18 protein-coding genes are annotated in these 21,051 nt (G+C 73.8%); 14 read left to right on the forward strand and 4 right to left on the reverse strand.

The annotated features are described in order from the left end of the window. Positions 1-20 precede the first annotated feature (20 nt). A complete protein-coding gene (locus IEY71_RS08405; RefSeq protein WP_372458615.1) occupies positions 21-1,112 on the forward strand; it encodes an NAD(P)H-dependent glycerol-3-phosphate dehydrogenase in 1,092 nt (363 codons plus the stop codon). Beyond that, a complete protein-coding gene (locus IEY71_RS08410; RefSeq protein ID WP_189084765.1) occupies positions 1,012-2,118 on the forward strand; it encodes a D-alanine--D-alanine ligase family protein in 1,107 nt (368 codons plus the stop codon). Before IEY71_RS08405 ends, IEY71_RS08410 begins: the two co-directional genes overlap by 101 nt. Positions 2,119-2,127: 9 nt before the next feature. Here IEY71_RS08410 and IEY71_RS08415 read toward each other — a convergent pair whose 3' ends face one another. Further along, on the reverse strand, positions 2,128-2,631 hold the full coding sequence (locus IEY71_RS08415) for a DUF3515 domain-containing protein (RefSeq protein WP_189084766.1): 504 nt from the start codon (positions 2,629-2,631) through the stop codon (positions 2,128-2,130). A 24-nt stretch (positions 2,632-2,655) separates the two neighbouring features. On the opposite strand from IEY71_RS08415, the gene thiL reads away from it, so the two are divergent. Beyond that, positions 2,656-3,651 (forward strand): thiamine-phosphate kinase, encoded by a 996-nt coding sequence (gene thiL / locus IEY71_RS08420; protein ID WP_189084767.1) that lies wholly within the window; start codon positions 2,656-2,658, stop codon positions 3,649-3,651. On the opposite strand, the gene rsmD is transcribed toward thiL, so the two are convergent. Further along, the gene (gene rsmD / locus IEY71_RS08425; RefSeq protein WP_189084768.1) at positions 3,621-4,223 is read right to left on the reverse strand and encodes a 16S rRNA (guanine(966)-N(2))-methyltransferase RsmD; all 603 of its coding nucleotides are present in this window, start codon (positions 4,221-4,223) and stop codon (positions 3,621-3,623) included. The two genes, thiL and rsmD, sit on opposite strands and share 31 nt — an antisense overlap. A 95-nt stretch (positions 4,224-4,318) precedes the next feature. Between rsmD and IEY71_RS08430 the strand changes: the two genes are divergently transcribed. The 10 genes from IEY71_RS08430 to mutM are packed head-to-tail and all read left to right on the forward strand — an operon-like array spanning position 4,319 to position 15,021. Next, positions 4,319-5,122, forward strand: coding sequence for a tetratricopeptide repeat protein (locus IEY71_RS08430; RefSeq protein ID WP_189084769.1), 804 nt, complete (start codon positions 4,319-4,321; stop codon positions 5,120-5,122). Continuing rightward, positions 5,119-7,320, forward strand: coding sequence for an ATP-dependent DNA helicase RecG (locus tag IEY71_RS08435; protein WP_189084770.1), 2,202 nt, complete (start codon positions 5,119-5,121; stop codon positions 7,318-7,320). Before IEY71_RS08430 ends, IEY71_RS08435 begins: the two co-directional genes overlap by 4 nt. 42 nt (positions 7,321-7,362) lie before the next feature. Beyond that, positions 7,363-7,854, forward strand: a complete 492-nt coding sequence (gene coaD / locus IEY71_RS08440) for a pantetheine-phosphate adenylyltransferase (RefSeq protein WP_189084771.1) — start codon at positions 7,363-7,365, stop codon at positions 7,852-7,854. Between the two features lie 29 nt (positions 7,855-7,883). Continuing rightward, complete coding sequence (locus tag IEY71_RS08445; protein WP_189084772.1) at positions 7,884-8,867, forward strand: AAA family ATPase; 984 nt, start codon at positions 7,884-7,886, stop codon at positions 8,865-8,867. A gap of 2 nt (positions 8,868-8,869) precedes the next feature. Next, a complete protein-coding gene (locus IEY71_RS08450) occupies positions 8,870-10,246 on the forward strand; it encodes a DUF58 domain-containing protein (protein WP_189084773.1) in 1,377 nt (458 codons plus the stop codon). Beyond that, on the forward strand, positions 10,236-12,542 hold the full coding sequence (locus IEY71_RS08455; protein ID WP_189084774.1) for a transglutaminaseTgpA domain-containing protein: 2,307 nt from the start codon (positions 10,236-10,238) through the stop codon (positions 12,540-12,542). Before IEY71_RS08450 ends, IEY71_RS08455 begins: the two co-directional genes overlap by 11 nt. An 11-nt stretch (positions 12,543-12,553) precedes the next feature. Beyond that, complete coding sequence (locus IEY71_RS08460; protein WP_373292251.1) at positions 12,554-13,114, forward strand: YceD family protein; 561 nt, start codon at positions 12,554-12,556, stop codon at positions 13,112-13,114. 9 nt (positions 13,115-13,123) lie between these two features. Next, positions 13,124-13,327, forward strand: a complete 204-nt coding sequence (rpmF, locus tag IEY71_RS08465; RefSeq protein ID WP_067950558.1) for a 50S ribosomal protein L32 — start codon at positions 13,124-13,126, stop codon at positions 13,325-13,327. 28 nt (positions 13,328-13,355) lie between these two features. After that, entirely contained in the window at positions 13,356-14,066 is a 711-nt protein-coding gene (gene rnc, locus IEY71_RS08470; RefSeq protein WP_189084775.1) for a ribonuclease III, read from the forward strand. 1 nt (position 14,067) lies between these two features. Then, positions 14,068-15,021, forward strand: a complete 954-nt coding sequence (gene mutM / locus IEY71_RS08475; protein ID WP_189084776.1) for a bifunctional DNA-formamidopyrimidine glycosylase/DNA-(apurinic or apyrimidinic site) lyase — start codon at positions 14,068-14,070, stop codon at positions 15,019-15,021. 9 nt (positions 15,022-15,030) lie between these two features. Here mutM and IEY71_RS08480 read toward each other — a convergent pair whose 3' ends face one another. Next, on the reverse strand, positions 15,031-16,191 hold the full coding sequence (locus IEY71_RS08480) for a variant leucine-rich repeat-containing protein (protein WP_189084777.1): 1,161 nt from the start codon (positions 16,189-16,191) through the stop codon (positions 15,031-15,033). Positions 16,192-16,242: 51 nt separating this feature from the next. Further along, complete coding sequence (locus IEY71_RS08485; protein ID WP_189084778.1) at positions 16,243-17,352, reverse strand: GNAT family N-acetyltransferase; 1,110 nt, start codon at positions 17,350-17,352, stop codon at positions 16,243-16,245. A 127-nt stretch (positions 17,353-17,479) separates the two neighbouring features. Here IEY71_RS08485 and smc point away from each other — a divergent pair, with 127 nt between their 5' ends. Then, positions 17,480-20,998, forward strand: a complete 3,519-nt coding sequence (gene smc, locus IEY71_RS08490; RefSeq protein ID WP_189084779.1) for a chromosome segregation protein SMC — start codon at positions 17,480-17,482, stop codon at positions 20,996-20,998. The last annotated feature ends 53 nt before the right edge of the window (positions 20,999-21,051 follow it).

Consider the following 21,051-nt stretch of genomic DNA (forward strand, 5'->3'; position numbering starts at 1 on the left):
CCCACGGCACGCGCGTCGCGGTGCTCGGGGCGGGCAGCTGGGGCACGACCTTCGCGAAGATCCTCGCCGACGGCGGCGCCGACGTCATGCTCTGGGCCCGGCGGCCCGAGCTCGCGCGCGAGATCCAGGAGGCGCAGCGCAACAGCGACTACCTCCCCGGCATCAACCTGCCGCGGGGGCTCCGCTCGACCAGCCGGCTCGACCTGGCCCTGGCCGGGGCCGAGCAGGTGTACATCTCGGTGCCGAGCCAGTCGCTCCGCGACAACCTCGAGGCCATCACGCCCCACCTCCACGCCGAGGCCATCGTCGTCTCGCTGATGAAGGGCGTCGAGAAGGCGAGCGGCCTGCGCATGAGCCAGGTCATCGCCGAGGTGCTGCCGATCGACGAATCGCGCATCGCGGTCATCTCGGGCCCGAACCTCGCGCTCGAGATCGCGAAGGAGCAGCCGACGGCGGCCGTCGTCTCCTCCTCGAGCCTGGAGACGGCGCAGGCCGTCGCCTCGGTGTCGCGCAACCGCTACTTCCACTCCTTCGTGAACACCGACGTGCCGGGCACCGAGTTCGGCGGCGTGCTGAAGAACCTCATCGCGGTGGCGATCGGCATCGTCGACGGCGCCGGCTACGGCGAGAACACGAAGGCCTCCATCCTCACGCGCGGCCTCGTCGAGATGACGGACTTCTCGGTCGCGTACGGCGCGCAGCCGGAGACGCTCTCCGGCCTCGCGGGACTCGGCGACCTCATCGCCACGTGCCAGTCGCCGCTGTCGCGCAACAACACCGCGGGTCGGCTGCTCGGGCAGGGCTACCACCTGAAGGACGTCGTCGAGCGCATGCAGCAGACGACGGAGGGCTTGGCCTCGGTCGGCCCGATCCTCGAGCTGGCGAAGGCGAAGGGCGTCGCGATGCCCATCGTCGAGCAGGTGCGCCAGGTGCTCGCCGGCACGCTGGCTCCGCGCGACATCGCCCCGCACCTCACGACCGACGACGAGCCCCAGGGCGAAAGGACGAACGATGGACAAGCTCAGGGTGGTTCTGCTCTTCGGCGGGCGTTCAAGCGAGCACTCGATCAGCTGCGCTACGGCGGGGGGAGTGCTGGGGGCGATCGATCGTGACCGCTTCGAGGTGATCCCGGTCGGGATCACCCGCGACGGAGCGTTCGTGCTCGAGTCGGATGATCCGGCGCGCTTCGCTCTCGACCCGGCGCAGCTGCCCGAGGTCGTCGACAACGGCACCCGGGTGAGCTGGCCCGAGAGCGCCGTCTCGCGCGAACTGCGAGTCACGACCGCGTCCGCGGACGGCGGCTCGGACACGCGCTCGCTCGGCGACGTCGACGTGGTGTTCCCGATCCTGCACGGCCGCTTCGGTGAGGACGGCACGATCCAGGGCCTGCTCGAGCTGCTCGGCCTGCCCTACGTCGGCAACGGCGTCCTCGCCTCCGCGGCCGGCATGGACAAGCACGCGACGAAGACCCTGCTCGAGGGCGCCGGCATCCAGGTCGCCCCCTGGGTGACGCTCACCCGTGCGGCGCTCGACGCCGATCCGGTGCTGTGGCAGCGACGGGTGCAGGCGCTCGGTCTGCCCGTGTTCGTGAAGCCGGCCCGCGCCGGCAGCTCCGTGGGCGTCACGAAGGTGAGCGACTGGTCCGGGCTCGACGCCGCGCTCGATGTCGCGTTCGCCGAGGACCGCAGCGTGCTCGTCGAGTCCGCCGTGTCCGGGCGGGAGATCGAGATCGCGGTGCTCGAGGGACCTGAGCCCGGCGAGGTCGGCGTCAGCGTCGCCGGCGAGGTCATCGTCTCCGGCCGCGACTTCTACGACTTCGAGGCGAAGTACCTCGACGCCCCCGGCGTCGAGCTCGTCTGTCCGGCCGATCTGGGCGACGGCGAGCTGTTCGAGCTGCAGCGCGTCGCACGGCGCGCCTTCGAGGCGCTCGGCGCCGAGGGGCTCGCTCGGGTCGACGTCTTCCTGACCGACGAGGGCTACGTCGTGAACGAGGTGAACACGATGCCCGGCTTCACCCCGATCTCGATGTTCCCGACGTGCTGGCTGAACTCGGGGCTCAGCTATCCCGAGCTCATCACCCGCCTCATCGAGGTCGGGCACGCGCGCGGCGCGCGCTGAGCGGACGGCTCAGCCCTCGCTGGGCACCTCGCTGAGGTCGTCGACCGAGGTGCAGCCGCCGTCGGCGGGGATGACGCCGACGGCGTTCGAGAGGTCGGCGATCGCCGTGGTGCCGCCGACGACGTCGTTGTCCACGAGCACCTCGACGGCCGGCGTGCGGCCGTACGTGGTGAACAGGTAGCGCGGGGCGTCGGACTCGTCGATGATCCAATCGATGCCGTCGACGCTCACGCAGCGGTCGGTCGTCGGCCCGGGCACGGGCACGCCGCAGCGGAGCAGGACCGAGGCCGGCTCGCCCCAGGCTCCGGTGCCCTGTGCGTTCGTCTCCCGCTTCGGCAGCTCGGCGACGGTGTCCGGCAGGCGGACCACGAGCGAGGCGCAGTCGGCGTCCGAGGCCTCGGGGGCGGGGTCGAAGGGCACGATCGGGGCGCAGGCGGCGAGCAGCAGGGCGGCGGGGGCGGTCACGGCTGCGGCGCGCAGGGCGCGGCGGAGCCGGGCGGAGCGGAGAGACATCCAGGCCAGGCTAGCGTGGGAGCCATGGAAGACGCTCTGAGCGCCGCGACCTCGATCGGACGGCTCGGCGAGGACGCGGTGCTGGCCAGGGTGCTGCCGAGGCTCGCGCCCGGGGAGTCCGCGCTGCTCGGCGCGGGCGACGACGCCGCGGTGGTCGCCGCCGCCGACGGCCGCTTCGTCGTCACGACCGACCTCATGGTGCACGGGCCCGATTTCCGGCTCGCCTGGTCGACGCCGTACGAGCTCGGCTGGAAGGCGGCGGCGACGAACCTCACCGATGTCGCCGCGATGGGGGCGCGCCCGACGGCGCTGACGGTCGCGATCGCGGCCCCGCCGGAGCTCGACGTCGCCGTGCTGGAGGGCATCGCCGACGGCCTCCGCGAGGCGCTCGCGTGCCTCGCCCCCGGGGCCGGCGTCGTCGGCGGGGACCTCTCCGTCTCGACCGTGCTGACGCTCGCGGTGACCGCCTTCGGCGACCTCGAGGGGCGCACGCCGGTCCTGCGCTCGGGGGCCCGCGTCGGCGACGTGCTGGCGCACGCGGGCACCAGGGGCGATGCGGCGCGCGGGCTGGCGCTGCTGTTCGGCGAGGCGCGGGACGGCTCGGGGGAGCCGGATGCCTCGCTCGCCGCCGAGCTGCGCCGGCGCGAGCCGGAGCTCCTCGCCGCGCAGCTCGCCCCGCGGCCGCCCGTCTTCGCGGGCGTCGCCGCGGCGGCGGCCGGCGCCACCGCCATGCTCGACGTGTCCGACGGCCTCGCCCGCGACGCGCGGCGCGTCGCAGTGGCGAGCGGCGTCGGCCTCGACTTCGACGCCGCCGCACTGGGAGCCGACCCCAGGCTCGCCCTCGCGGGGGCTGAGGACCACGGGCTGCTCGCGACCTTCCCGCCGGGCACCGCGCTGCCGGCCCCCTTCGAGCGGATCGGACGCGTGGTCGACGGCCACGGCCGGCTGACGCTCGACGGCGAGCCCGTGGCGGCGCTGGGCTGGGACCCCTACTCGGGCTGGGACGGGCGCGCGGGCTGATCCTCGGCCACGGCCCACCACAGCGTCGTCTCGCCGTAGTCGCGGCGACGTTCGGGCTCGATCCCCGTGGGCCAGGCAGGTTCGGGGGAGCGCGAACTGCGCTCGACGACCACGAGCGCGCCCTCGGCGAGCACCGGGGCGAGCGCGGCGAGCTCGCGGGCGAGCTCCGGCTCGCCCAGCTCGTACGGCGGGTCGATGAAGACGAGGTCCCAGGGACCGGGCGCCGCGCCGGGCTCGAGGAAGGCCGCGACGCTGCGCTGAGCGACCCGGACGTTCGGAGCGGCGCCGCGGGGCGCCGCACGGCGCACGGCGTCGGCGTTCCTGCGGCAGATGTCCGCGGCGGGCTTCGCGCGCTCCACGAGCACGACCTCGGCGGCACCGCGGCTCGCGGCCTCCAGGCCCAGGGCCCCGGACCCGGCGTAGAGGTCGAGCACGCGGGCTCCGTCGATGGCGTCCCGCGCCTCCAGCGCGGAGAAGATCGCCTCGCGCACGCGGTCGCTCGTCGGCCGGGTGCCCGAGCGGGGGACGGCGAGGGTCTGGGAGCCGGCGAAGCCGGCGATGATGCGCGTCATGCTCCAGGCAGCTTAGCGGCGGCGGCCCCGGGACGGGCTCGTCATCCGTCGTCAAGGGGTCGCCCGTTCGGGGGTCGCGCTGTCATGATGGTGCCGTGGAGGAATCGACCGAACGTTCAGCCAATTCGTCCGAGCACCGGGGCACGCAGCAGCGCGAGATCGATCGGCTGTGGGACTTCGCCGATCCGGTGGCCAGCGAGGAGCGGTTCCGCGCGGCATCCGCGGATCCCGAGCGCAGCCCGCACAAGCGCGCCGTGATGGCGGCGCAGCTCGCCCGGGCGGTGGGGCTGCAGGGCCGCACCGAGGAGGCCCTCGCGGTGCTCGACGGGGTGGCCGCCGCGGCTCCCGGATCCGAGTCCGGGCCGGAAGCCGCCGAGCTGCGCGCCCGCGTCGCGCTCGAGCGCGGGCGACTGCACGCGGCCGCGGGCCGCCCGGAGGACGCGCTGCCGGAGCTCACCCGTGCCGTCCGAGAGGCCGCCGCCGCGGGCGCCGCCTTCCTGGTGCTCGACGGTCTGCACATGCTCGCGCTGACCGACGGGGGACACGAGGAGGAGTGGGCCGCGGAGGGCTTCGACGTGCTCGCCGGCTCCCGCGACCCCCGCGTGCTGCGCTGGGGCATCGCGCTGCACAACAACCTCGGCTGGACGAAGCACGACGCCGACGACCCGGTCGCCGCACTGCACCACTTCACCCTCGCCGCCGAAGCCGCCGAGCAGTACGGCAGCGCCGAGCAGCTGCGGGTCGCGCGCTGGTCGATGGCCCGGGCGCTGCGCACGCTGGGGCGCACCGAGGAGGCGCTGGCCATCCAGCGCGCGCTCGACGCCGAGCGCCCCGACGATCCGTTCGTGACGGCCGAGATCGAGGCGCTGACGGGGGTACGGCCTACGATCGAGGCATGACCGTCGCCGCAGCCGAGCCGAGTGTGGAGCCCGGCTCCTTCGCCCTGGAGTCGAAGCTCGCGACGGCGCTCGGCTCGCGCACGGCGCAGGCCGTCGAGCGCGCGTTCGGCTACCGCACCGTCGGCGAGTTCCTCTCGCACTACCCGCGCCGCTACGCGATGCGCGGCGAACTGACGGCGCTCGATTCGCTGCCGCTCGACGAGAACGTGACGATCGTGGCCGAGGTGCTCGAGGTCCGCGAGCGGCCCATGCGGCAGCGCCGCGGCTCGATCGTCGAGGCGAAGATCTCCGACGGCAACGGCGTGCTCATCCTGACGTTCTTCAACCAGTCGTGGCGGCAGAACGAGCTGCAGCCGGGCCGGCGGGGCATCTTCGCCGGCAAGGTCGGCTCGTACAAGGGCGCCAGGCAGCTCGCCCATCCCGACTACGAGCTCTTCGACGAGCAGACCCCGCGCACCGTCGACGAGGCCGAAGCGGTGCGCTGGGCGCAGGCGCCGATCCCGATCTACCCGGCGACCTCGACGATCGCCAGCTGGCAGCTCGCGAAGTCGATGGCGCTCGTGCTCGACGGCCTCGGCCGCGTCGACGACCCGCTGCCCGCCGAGGTGCGCGAGGCGCGCGGGCTCGAAGGGCACCGCCGGGCGCTCGAGCTGATCCACCGGCCCTCGACCGAGGGCGATTGGAAGGGGGCGCGGCGCACGCTGCGCTTCACCGAGGCCTTCGTCCTGCAGACCGCGCTGCTGCAGCGTCGGGCGGCGCTGCGCTCGCACGCGGCGATCGAGCGCCGGCCGAAACCGGGCGGGCTGCTCGAACGCTTCGACGCGGCGCTCGGCTTCGAACTCACCGAGGACCAGCACGAGGTCGGTCGCGAGATCGCCGAGGACCTCGCGAGCGCCGCGCCGATGAACCGGCTCGTCCAGGGCGAGGTCGGCTCGGGCAAGACCCTCGTCGCGCTGCGGGCGATGCTCGCGGTGGCCGACACGGGCGGGCAGGCGGCGCTGCTCGCCCCCACGGAGGTGCTCGCCGCCCAGCACGTGCGTTCCATCGCGAAGGTGCTCGGCCCCGAGCTCTCCGCCGAGCTCATCCCGACGCTCGTCACTGGCCAGCTGCCGGCCGCCGAGCGGCGCAAGGCGCTGCTCAGGGTCGCCGCGGGCCAGGCCCGCATCGTCGTCGGCACCCACGCGCTCATGGGCGACCGGGTGACCTTCGCCGACCTCGGCCTGGTCGTGGTCGACGAGCAGCACCGCTTCGGTGTCGAGCAGCGCGAGGCGCTGCGCCTGAAGGGCCGCACGGCGCCGCACGTGCTCGTGCTCACGGCCACCCCGATCCCGCGCACGGTGGCGATGACGGTATTCGGCGATCTCGACGTCTCGACCATCCGGCAGCTGCCCGCCGGTCGCGCCGGCATCACCTCGCAGGTGGTGCCGCTCGCCATCCGTCCGGCCTGGCGGTCCCGCATCTGGGAACGGCTCGCCGAGGAGCTCGCCCAGGGGCGGCAGGCGTTCGTCGTCTGCCCGGCGATCGACCAGAAGCAGACGGAGGACGACGGCGAGCCGCTCGAGCCCGCCGAGACGGACGCCGCGCCGGCGGCCACCGTCCTCGCGACCCTCGCCGAGCTGCGGGAGCATCCGCAGCTGGGCTCGGCCCGCATCGAGCCGCTGCACGGCCGCATGGCCGCCGACGAGAAGGACCGCGTGATGCGCGCCTTCGCCGCGGGCGACATCGACGTGCTCGTCGCCACCACGGTGATCGAGGTCGGCGTCGATGTCCCGAACGCGAGCGCCATGGTCGTCGTGGACGCCGATCGCTTCGGCGTCTCGCAGCTCCATCAGCTGCGCGGTCGCGTCGGTCGCGGCGGGGTGCCGGGGCTGTGCCTCCTGGTGACCCGGGCGGTCCCCGGCTCGGTCGCGCTGCAGCGCGTCGAGGCGGTCGCGGCGACGCTCGACGGCTTCGAGCTCGCCCAGGTCGACCTAGAGCTCCGCCAGGAGGGCGACGTGCTGGGCGCGCGGCAGTCGGGCGGGCGCTCCTCGCTGAAGCTGCTGCGGGTGGTGCGCGACGCCGAGCTGATCGGCGAGGCACGCGGCCACGCCGCCGAGGTCCTCGCGGCCGACCCGGGCCTCGCCGGGCACCCGGCGCTCGCGGAGGCCGTGCGCCGGCGGCTCGACGACGAGGCGAGCGAGTTCCTGAGCAAGAGCTGAGGCGGCCGGCTCGGCGGCTCCGCCGGGCACTACGCTGGAGCCATGCAGCGGATCGCCGTCGTTCCCGGCTCGTTCGACCCCGTCACCCTCGGACATCTCGATGTCATCGGGCGTGCCGCCGGGCTGTACGACCAAGTCCACGTGGTCGTGGTGCACAACCCCGACAAGAGCGCCCTCCTCCCCATCGCGCAGCGCGTCTCGCTCATCGAGCAGTCGATCTCCGACGCGGGCATCCAGGGCGACATCGTCGTGGCGAGCTGGAGCATGGGGCTGCTCGTCGACTACTGCACCGATGTCGGGGCGAGCGTGCTCGTCAAGGGCATCCGCTCCCAGCTCGACGTGGCCTACGAGACGCCGATGGCGATCGTGAACCGCCACCTCGCCGGCGTGGAGACCGTCTTCCTCCTGCCGGATCCGGCGAACGCCCACGTGTCGAGCTCGCTCGTGCGGCAGGTCGCCTCCCTCGGCGGCGACGTCGGGCCCTACGTGCCCGCCTCCGTCGCGGACTACCTCGCGGCGGCGATGACGCCGTGAGCGAGGCGGGCGCTGCGACCATGACGGGGATGCCTGATCCCGGCATCGACGAGGTCGGCGCCCGCGCCGCGGCCATCGTGGAGAACGTCGAGACGGTCATCAGCGGCAAGCGCGACGCCGTGGTCGCCGCGCTCACCGTGCTCCTCGCCGAGGGGCACCTGCTGATCGAGGACGTGCCGGGCGTCGGCAAGACGATGCTGGCGCGCTCGCTCGCGCGCTCCGTCGATCTCACCGTGAGCCGCATCCAGTTCACCCCGGACCTCCTGCCGAGCGACGTGACGGGCGTCTCGGTGTTCGACCAGTCCTCCCGCAGCTTCACCTTCAAGCCGGGCCCGGTGTTCGCGAACCTCGTCATCGGCGACGAGATCAACCGCGCCAGCCCGAAGACGCAGTCGGCCCTCCTCGAGTGCATGGAGGAGCACCAGGTCACCGCGGACGGCGTGACCCACCGCCTCGGCCGCCCCTTCGTCGTCGTCGCGACGCAGAACCCGGTCGAGATGGAGGGCACCTACCCGTTGCCCGAGGCGCAGCGCGACCGCTTCATGGCGCGCATCTCGATGGGATATCCGGCGCAGGCCGACGAGCTCGCGATGCTGTCGACCCGCGAGACGGCGAGTCCGATCGAGCTCGTCGACCCCGTCGTCGGGCTGGAGGAGCTGCAGGGCATGATCCGCACGGTGTCGCGGGTGTTCACCTCCGCACCGGTCAAGGAGTACGCGGTCGAGCTCGCCCGCGCCACGCGCGACGACCGGCAGCTGCGACTCGGCGCCAGCCCGCGGGCGACGCTGCAGCTCGTCCGCGCCGCCAAGGCGCACGCCGCGATGCACGGCCGGGACTTCGTGCTCCCGGACGACATCGACGCGCTCGCCGTGCCGGTGCTCGCCCACCGCCTGGTGCCGACGAGCCGGGCGCTCGGCTCGCACGACCACGACAGCGGGCCGCTCATCGACGCGGTGGTCCGCCGCATCGTCGCCGACACGCCGGTGCCGATCGGCAGCGCGCGAAGGGACTAGCCGTGCCGGCATCCACCCGCCGTCAGCCGCGCACCGTCCCGCGGCTGACGCGGCGCGGCACGGCGCTCGTCGTGATCGGCGCGGTGCTCGCCGGCGTGAGCCTCCGGTTCGATCTCCGCGACGTGCTGCTGCTCGCCTTCGTCGCGATCGCGATGCCCGTCGTCGGGCTCTGCTACGCGGCGCTGCGGATGCCGAAGCTCGCGGTGACCCGCGTCTTCGCGCCCGCCACGGTGGCGGCGGGCGGGTCGACGCGGGTGCGGCTCACCGTGCAGAACCGTTCTCGGCGACCGTTCGACGGGGCGAGGTGGCGCGACGAGGCGCCGGCGCCCCTGCTCGCACCGGGGGAGGAGATCCTCCCCGGCGTCGGACCGTGGGAGCGGACGCTGCCGAGCGGCGACGACACCGTCCGGCTCGACTACCTGCTCCGCACCCCGCGGCGCGGTGCGTACCCCGTCGGCCCGCTGCAGCTCTCGCTCGGCGACCCGTTCGGGCTCGCCGTGATGCGGCGCGCGGTCGGCGGGGAGCGCGAGCTGCTGGTGACGCCGCGGGTCACGGCGATCGACGGGGCTGTCGCCCGGACGGCGTCCGTGGACGGCACCCGGCACGGTCTGCAGCGGCGCACCCACCCCAATTCCGACGAGTTGATCGCTCGCGAGTACCGCTACGGGGATCCGCTCCGGCGGGTGAACTGGGCGGCGACGGCGAGGCGCGGCGAGCTGATGGTGCGCGAGGAGGAGCAGCGGGGCGACGCGGAGGCGCGACTCCTCCTCGACTCGGCGCCGCGCAGCCGGGGCGACGACGCGCATCGCGGGGACGCGCCGGACTTCGAGTTCGAGCTCGCCGTGGAGGTCGCCGCGTCGATCGGCATCCACCTGCTGGACCGCGGATACCGGCTGCGGCTCGACCCGCTCGAGGAGGGCGCGCCGGGGCGGGGCGAGTACCGGGAACCTGGCGGCGGGGCCGCCGTGCTCCTCGAGGACCTCGCCCGGATCCCCGCACCCGGTGCGTCGCGCCGGCGGGAGCACGGCGGTGCGCGCCCCGCCCGCGACGAGCGCGCCGGCGGCGCGGCACGACTCACCGCCACGCGGGACCGACGCGCACCCATGCCGGGATTCGCGGTCCTCGTCCGGCCGACCGAGGAACGGCTGGCCGAACTCGCCGCACTCCGTCCCGCCTTCGCCCCGGCGGTCGCCGTGGTGCTGCCGACGGTGGCGGAACGCTCGGTCGATGCCCTCGAACGGGCGGATTGGCGGGTGGTCCGCATCCGTCGCGCCGCCGAGCTGACGACCGCGTTCGGTCCCGGGCGGATGCCGGTGCCGCCGGCCGCCCGCGAGACGACGTGGGACGAGTTCCTGGCGGGTGAGCGCGATGCGCCGTGACCGGGCCCCGCTCAGCCGTTTGCAGTCGGTGGCGCTGAGCGGATCCGCCTTCCTGCTGCTCGTGAGCGCGGTAATGGCGCTGGGCCCCTTGCTCGCCGGGGCCGGCTGGTGGTGGCTCTGCGCCGCCACCGCGGCCGCGGTGCTCTTCGGCGGGGCTGGCCTCCGGGCCATCCGCGTCCCCGCCTCCCTCGTGCCGGTGGGGGAGCTCGGCGTCCTCCTGCTGGTGCTGACCCTCTTCTTCGGCGGGGCGAGCTCGTTCCTCCTCCTGATCCCCACCGCCGACACCTTCGGCCTCTTCGGGGAGCTCCTGGGCGGGGCGCAACGGACCATCCAGCAGCAGTCGGTCCCGGCCGTGGTCGTCCCGCCGCTGGCCTTCGCGCTCGCGCTCGGGACCGGACTGCTCGCCGTCGCGGTCGACCTCGCCGTGCACACGCTCAGGCTCCCGGCGCTGGCCGCGGCCCCGGCGATGGTGCCGATCCTGGTGCCCGGATTCCTCATCGAGGACGGCGCGGAGGTCGGCACGCTCGTGCTCGCGGCCGCCGCGTTCCTCCTCCTGCTGCGCGTGGACGTGCGGGTGCGGCGCCGCGCCGCGCTCGCCCAGCACGACGACGACGAGGTGCGCATCACGGCGCCGCAGCGCATGCCGATCGGATCGACCCTGCTGCCGACCGTCGGGCTCGCCGCCGCCGGGCTCGTCGCCGCCTCGCTGCTCACCGCCTCCACCCCGAGCGTCTCGACGAGCCTGCTGCTCGGCACCGGGGGCCAGGGGGCGCTGTTCGCGCGCGGCGTGAGCCCGTTCCTCGACCTCGGGCGCGACCTGCGCCGGCCGGACGCGGTGCCTGCCTTCAGCTACGTCGCGCGCGATGGCGACCGGCCGTACTTCCGGCTGCTCACGATCGATCGTTTCGACGGCGAGGTCTGGGGCCCCGGCGAGCGCCGCATCGACGGCGACAACGCGGTCGCGGAGTTCCCCACCCCGACGGGTCTCGGCGACGAAGTGGCCCGCTCGCAGCACCCCATCGACGTCACGGTGCAGCAGCTGCGCACCACCTGGCTGCCGCTGCCGTACCCGGTCGCCTCGGTCGAGGGGCTCGACGGCTCCTGGTTCTGGGATCGCGGCTCCCTCGCCGTGCGCAGCGCCGACAGCGACACGAGCGGGCAGCAGTACCGGGCGACCATGCTCGAGATCGAGCCCACCGCCGAGCAGCTCCGTGCCGCGGGGGACCGCATCCCCGAGTCGATCCAGGAGTTCACCGCGCTCCCCGAGGACGTCCCCGCGTCGATCCGCGAACTCGCCGGGGAGCTGGGGGCGCGCGGAGGTACCGCCTACGACCGGGCCGTCGCCATCCAGGAGTATCTGCGCGGCGCGGACTTCAGCTACTCGGTGGAGGCGCCCGTCGAGGAGGGGTACGACGGCGGCGGGCTCGACGTGATCGCGGAGTTCCTGGAGCAGCGCGAGGGGTACTGCGTGCACTTCGCCTCGACGATGGCCGTCCTCGCCCGGGAGCTCGGCATCCCCTCGCGCATCTCCGTCGGCTACACCGCGGGCACGCCCACGACGAAGCGCGTCGAGAACGTCTCCGTGGTCCAGGTCGACAGCCAGGACCTGCACGCCTGGCCCGAGCTCTACTTCCAGGGCGTCGGCTGGGTGCCCTTCGAGCCGACGCCCGGCCGCGGAACGGTGCCCGACTACTCCCGCCCCGGCGCGAGCGAGACCGCCCCGGCGCCCGAGCGCGTGCCGGGGACGCCGGCACCCACGCCCGGCGCCCGGCCCGATCTCGACCCGGAGCGGCAGCTCTCGGGCGGCCGGACGTCCGCGGCGACGAACGACCCGGCGGTCTGGCCGCTCGTCGCCCTCGCGCTCGTGGTACTCCTGCTCCTGCCGGCGGCCGTTCGGAGCTGGGTGCGTCGGGTGCGCGTGCGCCGGATCCGCCGCGGCGATCGCGGGGCGGATGCCGCGTGGCGGGAGGCCATGGCCACCGCGAGCGACCTCGGGTTCCCCGCCGGGGCCGACGACGCACTGACCCCGCGCGAGGCCGCCGAGGCACTGCTCGACGAGCTGGGCGGCGTCGACGAGGGGGCGCGCAGGGCGCTGCACGCGCTGCGGGATTCGGTCGAGCGAGCCAGGTACGGTCCGCCCGGGACCGCGGCGCCGGCGTCCGAGGAAGCGCTCGTCGAGCTCGTCGCCGCGCTGCGCGCCGTCGCGTCGCCCGTCGCCCGGTGGCGCGCCCGGCTGCTGCCGGCGTCGTTGCTCGATACGGCGCGGGCGGGCCGGCGGGCGGCTGCGCGCGCGTAGAATGGCCGATCGTGGCCCATCACGATTCCCCGTACCGCATCACCGTGCGCGACCTCATGCACCGCCCGGGCGAGATGCGCGAGGTCGAGCTCGATCTCGCCGCCCCCGCCCAGCTCGGCGAGGGCCTGGTCGCCGTCCGCGAGGGCTCCGAACTCGAGCTCGACGTCCGACTCGAGTCCGTGCACGAGGGGATTCTCGCGAGCGTCGAGCTCGACGCGGTGGCCGAGGGGGAGTGCAGCCGGTGCCTCATCGACATCGCCCTGCCGGTCGAAGTCGAGTTCCAGGAGCTTTTCGCGTATCATTCTGGGGAAGCTTTCGAGTATGAGGTTCAAGACGACCACGTGGATCTTGAACCGCTCATCCGAGATGCGGTGGTGCTGGCACTGCCCTTCCAGCCGGTGTGCCGGCCTGATTGCCCGGGTCTCGACCCTGTGACCGGGCAGCGTCTGGCTGATCATCCGGAACTCGTCACCCCCGAGCAGCGCGACCCGCGATGGGCCGCGCTCGCGGGGTTCGAGGCTTCCGAAGACCAGGGCGCTGCCGAGGGCAGTGCTGATTCTGAGAGAGATTGAGAGAGAGACATGGCTGTTCCCAAGCGGAAGAAGTCACGCGCCAACACCCACGCGCGCCGTTCGCAGTGGAAGGCCGAGGTCCCCACGCTCGTCAAGACCGTCGAGAACGGCAAGGTGACCTACAGCCTCCCGCACCGCGCACGCGTGGTCGAGGACTCGGCGGGCACCCCGCTCTTCCTCGAGTACAAGGGCCGGAAGGTCGCCGACGTCTAGTCGGCCCTCGGACTCCGAACGACCGGTCGTGGCGCGCGCGCGGCAGACGGGACCTGCGGATCGAGACCTCGTAGCGCTCCAGGAGACGCTGCAGATCGAGATCGACCCCGAGCTGCTGCTGCTCGCGCTCACGCACCGGTCGTTCGCGTACGAGAACGGCGGCATCCCGACGAACGAGCGACTCGAGTTCCTCGGCGACTCGATCCTCGGGCAGGCCGTCACGGTGCGGTTGTTCCGCGATCACCCCGAGCTCGACGAGGGCGAGCTGGCCAAGCGCCGGGCGAGCCTCGTCTCGAGCGCCGCGCTCGCAGAGGTCGGCCGCGCGATCGGGCTCGGTCCGTTCATCCGGCTCGGCCGCGGTGAGACGATGACCGGCGGCGCCGACAAGCCGTCGATCCTCGCCGACACGGTCGAGGCCATCATCGGCGCGACCTACCTCGACGCCGGCGACGACGCGGCGACGGCGCTCGTGCTCCGCCTCGTCAGCCCCCTCATGAGCGACCCCGCTCGCTTCGGTGCGGCGATGGACCCGAAGACGAGTCTGCAGGAGGCCGCGGCCCGCCTCGGCGCCCCGCCGCCCGTGTACGAAGTGGCCGAGAGCGGCCCCGATCACAGCAAGCACTTCCTCGCCACCGTGTCCGTCGGCGAACTCGTCCGGGCATCCGGCGAAGGATCGAGCAAGAAGCAGGCCGAGATGGCCGCGGCGCTCGAGGCCTGGACCTCGCTGAACGCGAGCTGAGGTGCCCGAGCTTCCCGAGGTCGAGGTCGTCCGCGCCGGCCTCGCCCCCGCCGTCACCGGCGCCCTCGTCACCGGGGTCGAGGTGCTCGACCAGCGTTCGCTGAAGCGCCACGACCCGGCGAGCGGCGACTTCGAGCGCGGACTCGTCGGCACCCGCTTCGCCGCCGCGGTCCGCCGCGGCAAGTTCCTCTGGCTGCCGATCCTGCCCGGGGAACCGGCCGGGCGGACTCAGGCGTCAGACGCTCCCGCCGCCCCGCGCGCGCTCGTCGCCCATCTCGGCATGAGCGGTCAGGTGCTGCTGCGCACTCCCGACCATCCCGGCGGCGACGCGCACGCCCGCATCCGCATCCATCTGGAGCACGAGGCGCACGGCGAGCTCCGCGTCGACTTCGTCGACCAGCGCATCTTCGGCTCGATGGCGATCGACCGCATGGCGCCGACGCCCGACGGCCGCCCCGCCGGATTCTCAGCCGAGGTCACGGGGGAGTGGGCGGGCTACGTCCCCAGCCAGGTCGCGCACATCGCGCGCGACCCCCTTGATCCGGCCTTCGACGAGCGGGCCTTCCTCGCGGCGTTCGCGAAGCGGCACTCCGCCGTCAAGCGGGTGCTGCTCGACCAGACCCTGGTGAGCGGCATCGGCAACATCTACGCCGACGAGTCGCTCTGGGCGGTGCGCCTGCACGGCGAGCAGCCGGCGTCGAGTGTGAGCGCGCGCCGGGCCCGCGAGCTGCTCGAGGCCGTGCGCGGGGTGCTGCAGAAGGCCCTCGCCGAGGGCGGCACGAGCTTCGACGCCCAGTACGTCAACGTGAACGGCGCCTCGGGGTACTTCGCGCACTCGCTGAACGCGTACGGGCGCGAGGGCAAGGCCTGCCCGCGCTGCGGCACGCTCATGGTGCGGGAGCCGTTCATGAACCGCAGCTCGCACTTCTGTCCGCGCTGTCAGCGGCTGCGCTGACCGCGCTGCTCAGCCCGGCATCGGGGCGTGGATCTCCTTCGCCCAGTCCCGGATCGCCTGCCGCTCGGCGTCGGTGCAGACATAGCCGTACCCGAGCGTGGCGTCTCCGACGGTGAGGGACTGCAGGCCGAGGTAGCTCAGCGCGTAGCAATCCGACATGACCTCGCTGCTGCCCTGGAACAGCCCCGCGTTCTTCAGCTTCATCGCCGGCCCATCCTCGCCGCCGGCGGTGGTCGCCGCGTCGATGCTCTGGTACAGGTGCGCCAGTTCGTGCAGCGTGGTGAGTCGGGCGGCCTCGCCGCCGCCGAGTCGGTGCTCCCGCGGGAGGACGTGCACGATCAGCTGCTCCGGCGTGTTGGTCACGCAGCCCGCCGTGGTGCGCTCCGGGTTCTTCGACGCGCTGCACTTCGAGTCCGCATTCCACTGGATGTCGATGAAGCCGTTCCCCGCGCTGTCGACGAGCTGCTCCTCGTCGGTCCCAGATGCGTTCGCGCGACGACCCTCCGCGGCCGTGATGCGGCCCTGCAGATCGGAGCGGTATTGCGCTGCGCGCTCGGCGAGCAGCCGTGCTTGCGCCGCTCTCACCGTCTCGAGGGCTGTGCTCGCCTCGAGTGCTCCCACATCGGCCTGGAGCCGTTGGAACCTGGCGGGCTGCGTGACCAGGGGAGCGACGGGATTCCCGTCGAGCTGGGCTGCGAGCCTCTCGTACTCCGCGCTCTCGGTACGGATGACGGCGAGCTGGTCCTCGAACGTCGAGGCGGTGGGACCGGTCCCGCCTGACCCTCCACCCGCTGCGACAGAGGTGGCGAGCCCGGTGATCGCCACGGCGGCGATCACGATGACCGCGACGAGGGTCACGCACCCGCAGCCGGCGAAGATCCAGCCGAGTCCCGTGCGGCGCGGTGCGACCGGTGGCGCGGCCGGACCACTCCGGTGCGGCGCGCCGGCGTGGGGCGGAAGACCGAAGGCGGACGGCGCGGTGATCTGCGTCTGCGCTGAGCCGGGGTTCACCTCGGCGATCCACTGACGCAGCCGGGGGTACGTGCTCGGGTTGGCGAGGATGAAGGCGTGGAGATCGTGACGCCGGGTCGCGATGTCGGCCAGCTGTTGCGGGGGAGTGGCAGGGTTGCCTGCGGCGATCAGCTCGGGGTCATCGGGGGCTCCGGTCACGCCCGCAACTCTACCCAGGGGCCCGGCCGCGTCCGCCGGCTCTGCCGCGCGTCAGCTGAGCGACGTGGGACGGCGGTCTGCTGCCACCCGCCGCTCCCACACGGCCGACAGCCCGTACGGCCGGAAGCCGAGTCCGAGGTTGATGCGCAGCATGTGCGCGTTCTCGTCGGCGTTCCAGGTGTGCACCCGGGTGCGCTCGGGCGCCGCCTCGTGCAGTGCGACGAGGTTCGCGAGCTTCAGCAGCAGGCCGAGCCGGTGGCCGCGGTGGGGGCCGAGCACGATCGTGTCGTCCTGGTAGGCGACGGGGCGACCGGGCGGCAGCTCGAGCACGGTGTAGCCGGCGACGTCGCCGCCCGCGTCGACGACGGCGCAGCTCAGCAGCGTCGTGCCGCCCGAGAGGAGCTCCGACTCCCAGGCGCGCACGCGGGCGCGATCCCAACGCTCCGCGTCGATCTGCAGCGCCCCGGCCGGGATGTCGCGGCTCATGTGCTCGCGGGCCGCGGCGTACGCGTCGACGAGCGAATCCGGCGCGGCATCCCGCCAGGCCACCACGCGGTAGCCGGCGTCCGCCGCGGATGCCTCGACCGCGCCGAGCTGCGCCTGCAGCTCCGTGGCGCGGCCGGCCGTGTCCAGCAGGCTCACCCGCTCGATCTGGCCGAGCTCGTAGCCGGTGGCGGCGGCGAAGCCGGCCGCGGCCGAGTTCGCGGGGATCTCGGCGTCGCCGGCCGTCTCGGCGGGCGCCCTGAGCCCGTCGCCCGGTCCGGGGAGGCTCGCCTCGGGGTGGTCGGAGAAGGAGTCGAGGGCGAGCTTGCCGGCATCGAGCGCCGCGCGCTCCGCCACCTCGAGGAGCGCGCGGCCGATGCCGCGACGGCGGTGCCGCGCGGCGACCACGACGTGCACCTCGGCGGACTCGGCCTCCGGGTCCTCGTCCCACACCGCGGACGAACGGCCGAGGAGCTCATCGCCCTCCCAGGCGCCGAACGCCACCCGACGCAGGTGCGTGCCGCGCGCCGCGGCGAGCAGCTCCGCCGCGCTGAGGGCGAAGTCGTCGTCGCCCCACGTCTCGTGCTCGATCGCCGCGAGCAGTAGCGCCGCCTGCTCGAACTCGCGGGCGGCGGGGACGCCGAGGCGCTCGGGGACCGGGATCTGACGGATCTCCATGCCCTTCAGCGTACGGGGCGGCCGCGAGCGGGCCCGCGCCTGTCCGGCATCCTGCGGCGTTCCGCCGCGCCCGCGCGGGAGAACTCGGCTACGGTAGTCCGCAGCGCCCGGAGCAGGAAGGTGGGACGTGTACCTCAAGAGCCTCACGCTCAAAGGCTTCAAGTCCTTCGCCCAGCCCACGAGCTTCGCCTTCGAGCCCGGGGTGACCTGCATCGTCGGGCCCAACGGCTCCGGCAAGTCCAACGTCGTCGACGCCCTCGCCTGGGTGATGGGCGAGCAGGGGGCCAAGACCCTCCGCGGCGGCAAGATGGAGGACGTCATCTTCGCGGGCACCTCGACCCGCGGCCCGCTCGGCCGCGCCGAGGTGAGCCTCACGATCGACAACGCCGACGGCGCCTTGCCGATCGAGTACAGCGAGGTCACGATCTCGCGCACCCTGTTCCGCAGCGGGCAGTCGGAGTACGCCATCAACGGCGAGCAGTGCCGGCTCCTCGACGTGCAGGAACTGCTGAGCGACTCCGGGCTCGGTCGGGAGATGCACGTCATCGTCGGCCAGGGCCGCCTCGACTCGGTGCTGCACGCCAGCCCCGAGGACCGCCGGGGCTTCATCGAGGAGGCGGCGGGCATCCTGAAGCACCGTCGGCGCAAGGAGAAGACCCTCCGCAAGCTCGAGGCGATGCAGACCAATCTCACGAGGCTCTCCGACCTCGCGGGCGAGATCCGCCGGCAGCTGAAACCGCTCGGCCGCCAGGCCGAGGTCGCGCGCGAGGCGGCAGGCATCGCCGCCGTCGTCCGCGACGCAAAGGCTCGGCTCCTCGCCGACGAACTGACCGGCCTGCGCCGCGCCCTCGAGGAGCACGGCCGCAGCGAGCACGAGCGGCACGCCGAACGGCTCGTCCTGCAGGAGAAGCTCGAGCAGCACCAGGCCAGGGTCACCGCGCTCGAGCAGACCTTCGAGGGCGACGAGGTCGATCGGGCGCGCTCGCTCGGCTTCGAGCTCGAGCAGGCGCAGAGCGCCCTCCGCGCCGTCGACACGCTCGCCCGCCAGCGGATCGCCCTGCTCGGCGGGCAGAGCGAGACGCAGGAGACGGCGCCGACCGTCAGCCGGCAGGACATCGTGCACGCCATCGACGCCCTCGAAGCGCTCCGCGACGGCATCGGCACGGCGGCCGCCGAGCTCGACCTCGCGCACGAGGCCACGGGGGTCGCCCGCGCGGCGCTCGACGAGGTCGACGCCGAGATCGCGAAGCAGAGCGCACTCGTCTCCGCCTACGACCTCGAGCTCTCCAAGCTCGCCGGTCAGGCCGACGCGGCCGCGTCGAAGCTCGCCTCCGCCCGCGGCGAAGTCCTCCGGCACGGCAATGCCCTCGAGGCGGCCGACGCCCGCCGCACCGCGGCCGCCGCCGCGCTCGCCGAGGCCGAGCAGCAGGCCGAGAGCGACGACGCCGGCGAGACCGATCTCGACGAGGCGTACGAGCTCGCCCAGGCGGCGGTGTTCGAATCCGAGGCCGAGATCGAGCGCCTCCGGGAGGAGCTGCACGGGCTCGAGCGCGAGCAGGGCGCCCTGCAGGCGCGCACCCAGGCGCTCTCGCTCGCCCTCGATCAGCGCGACGGCTCGGCCGCTCTCGTCGCCGCCGGTGTGCCGGGTGTGCGTGGCCTGCTGGCCGAGGGCATGCAGGTGCGCTCCGGCTTCGAGGCCGCGATCGCCGCGGCGCTCGGCTCGCTCGCCGACTCCGTGCTGGTGGACGACCGGGATGCCGCGTTCCGCGCCGTCGCCGCGGCGGCGGACGGCGATCTCGGGCGCGTGTCGATCACCCTCGCCGACGCGGGCGGCGTCCCGGCCGCCGCCGCGCCGCCGGACGTGCCGGGGCTCACGCCGGCCGCCGAGGTCGTCACGGCGCCGTCTGGCGTGCGTGCATTGCTCGCGGAAGTGCTCGTCGCCGACGACCTCGACGCGGTGCGCGCCGCGGAGCCCGCGCTCGCGAAGCTCGATCGCCTGGTGACGGTGATCACCCGCGACGGGACCGTCGTCGGCCGCTTCGTGCTGCGCGGCGGCTCCGGCCGCAAGCAGAGCCGCATCGAGCTCGTCGCCGAGCGAGACGAGGCCCAGAACGCCCTCGACGAGCTGCGCGGGGCGCTCGAGCGCAGCCGCACCGCCCTGGCCGAGGAGCGCACCGCGCACGAGCAGGCGAAGCAGGTCTCCAAGCAGGCGCTGACCGCGCTCCGTGAGTTCGACGCCCAGCTCGCCCAGCGTACCGAACGGCTCAACCGGGCCCGGGTGCAGCTCGAGGCGGCCGACGCCGAGCTCGATCGCCTGCGCCAGGCGGCGGCGAGCGCCGAGGGGCGCGTCGGCGAGGCCGAGACCGCCGCCGAGGCGGCCAAGGCGGCGCACGAGGCGGCGCGCGCGGTGCCTAGGCCCGTGCTCGACGCTTCGATGCGCGACGGTGCCGTCGCAGCGCTCGACGCCGCGCGCGAACGCGAGGTCGAGGCCAAGCTCGCGGTGGAGACGATCCGCGAGCGGGTGCGCTCCGAGGAGGCTCGCATCGCCCAGCTCGAGCGCCAGTTCGACACCGAGCAGCAGCAGGCGGTCGAGGCAGCCCGGCGCGCCGTCATCCGTCGGGCCCAGCTCGAGGCGGCGAGCCGGGTCGCCGAGGCGCTGCCCGCCGCGCTCGCCTCCGTCGACGCCTCCGTCGCCGAGGCTCGCGTCGCGCTCGGCCGGGCCGAGGCCGAGCGGGCGAGCCGCAACGAGCAGCTGCAGGCTGTGCGTCGCGAGGAGTCCCAGGTGCGCGAGCGCCTGCAGTCGGTCACCGAGGACGTCCACGGCCTCGAACTGCGGATCTACGAGAAGAAGCTGCACGCGGCCTCGCTCGCCGAGCGAGCGGAGTCCGAGCTCGGGCTCACCGAAGAGGTGCTCGTCGCCGAGTACGGCCCGGAGCAGGAGGTGCCTCCGGAGACCGAGGACGGTGAAGCCACCCCGTACTCGCGCGAGGTGCAGCAGCGGCGGCTCGCGCAGGCGGAGCGGAAGCTCGCCCAGCTCGGCCGGGTGAACCCGCTCGCGCTCGAGGAGTTCGCGGCGCTCGAGCAGCGCCACCAGTTCCTCACCGAGCAGCTCACCGACCTCGCGAACACCCGCAAGGACCTGCTGACGATCATCGAGGAGATCGACGGCAAGATGGAGGCCATCTTCCGCGCCGCGTTCGAGGACACCAGGGACGCCTTCACCGAGGTGTTCCCGGTGCTGTTCCCCGGCGGCACGGGCAGCATCTTCCTCACGAACCCCGACGACCTGCTGAGCACGGGCATCGAGGTCAGCGTGAAGCCGGCCGGCAAGAAGATCGAGCGGCTGTCGCTGCTCTCCGGCGGTGAGCGCTCGCTCGCCGCGGTCGCACTGCTGATGGCGATCTTCAAGGCGCGCCCCAGCCCGTTCTACATCATGGACGAGGTCGAGGCGGCGCTCGACGACGCGAACCTCGGCCGGCTGCTGACCACCTTCGAGTCGCTCCGCGAGGCGTCCCAGCTCATCGTCATCACGCACCAGAAGCGCACCATGGAGATCGCCGACGCCCTCTACGGTGTCTCGATGCGCCAGGACGGCGTCTCCGCCGTCGTCGGTCAGCGGGTCCGCGAGGAGCGCGCGGCGAGCTGAGCGACGCGCGGGCGGCGGGGAGCGCTCCCCATTGCCGGATCCCGGCGGATGGC

This window comes from Agromyces mediolanus (genome assembly GCF_014648575.1).
Classification (GTDB): domain Bacteria; phylum Actinomycetota; class Actinomycetes; order Actinomycetales; family Microbacteriaceae; genus Agromyces; species Agromyces mediolanus.

Excerpts from the sequence above, each read along its gene's own strand:
- IEY71_RS08410 (WP_189084765.1), top strand. The coding sequence starts at position 1,012 with ATGGACAAGCTCAGGGTGGTTCTGCTCTTCGGCGGGCGTTCAAGCGAG.
- IEY71_RS08415 (WP_189084766.1), bottom strand. The coding sequence starts at position 2,631 with ATGTCTCTCCGCTCCGCCCGGCTCCGCCGCGCCCTGCGCGCCGCAGCC.
- thiL (WP_189084767.1), top strand. The coding sequence starts at position 2,656 with ATGGAAGACGCTCTGAGCGCCGCGACCTCGATCGGACGGCTCGGCGAG.
- rsmD (WP_189084768.1), bottom strand. The coding sequence starts at position 4,223 with ATGACGCGCATCATCGCCGGCTTCGCCGGCTCCCAGACCCTCGCCGTC.
- IEY71_RS08435 (WP_189084770.1), top strand. The coding sequence starts at position 5,119 with ATGACCGTCGCCGCAGCCGAGCCGAGTGTGGAGCCCGGCTCCTTCGCC.
- coaD (WP_189084771.1), top strand. The coding sequence starts at position 7,363 with ATGCAGCGGATCGCCGTCGTTCCCGGCTCGTTCGACCCCGTCACCCTC.
- IEY71_RS08445 (WP_189084772.1), top strand. The coding sequence starts at position 7,884 with ATGCCTGATCCCGGCATCGACGAGGTCGGCGCCCGCGCCGCGGCCATC.
- IEY71_RS08455 (WP_189084774.1), top strand. The coding sequence starts at position 10,236 with ATGCGCCGTGACCGGGCCCCGCTCAGCCGTTTGCAGTCGGTGGCGCTG.
- rpmF (WP_067950558.1), top strand. The coding sequence starts at position 13,124 with ATGGCTGTTCCCAAGCGGAAGAAGTCACGCGCCAACACCCACGCGCGC.
- IEY71_RS08485 (WP_189084778.1), bottom strand. The coding sequence starts at position 17,352 with ATGGAGATCCGTCAGATCCCGGTCCCCGAGCGCCTCGGCGTCCCCGCC.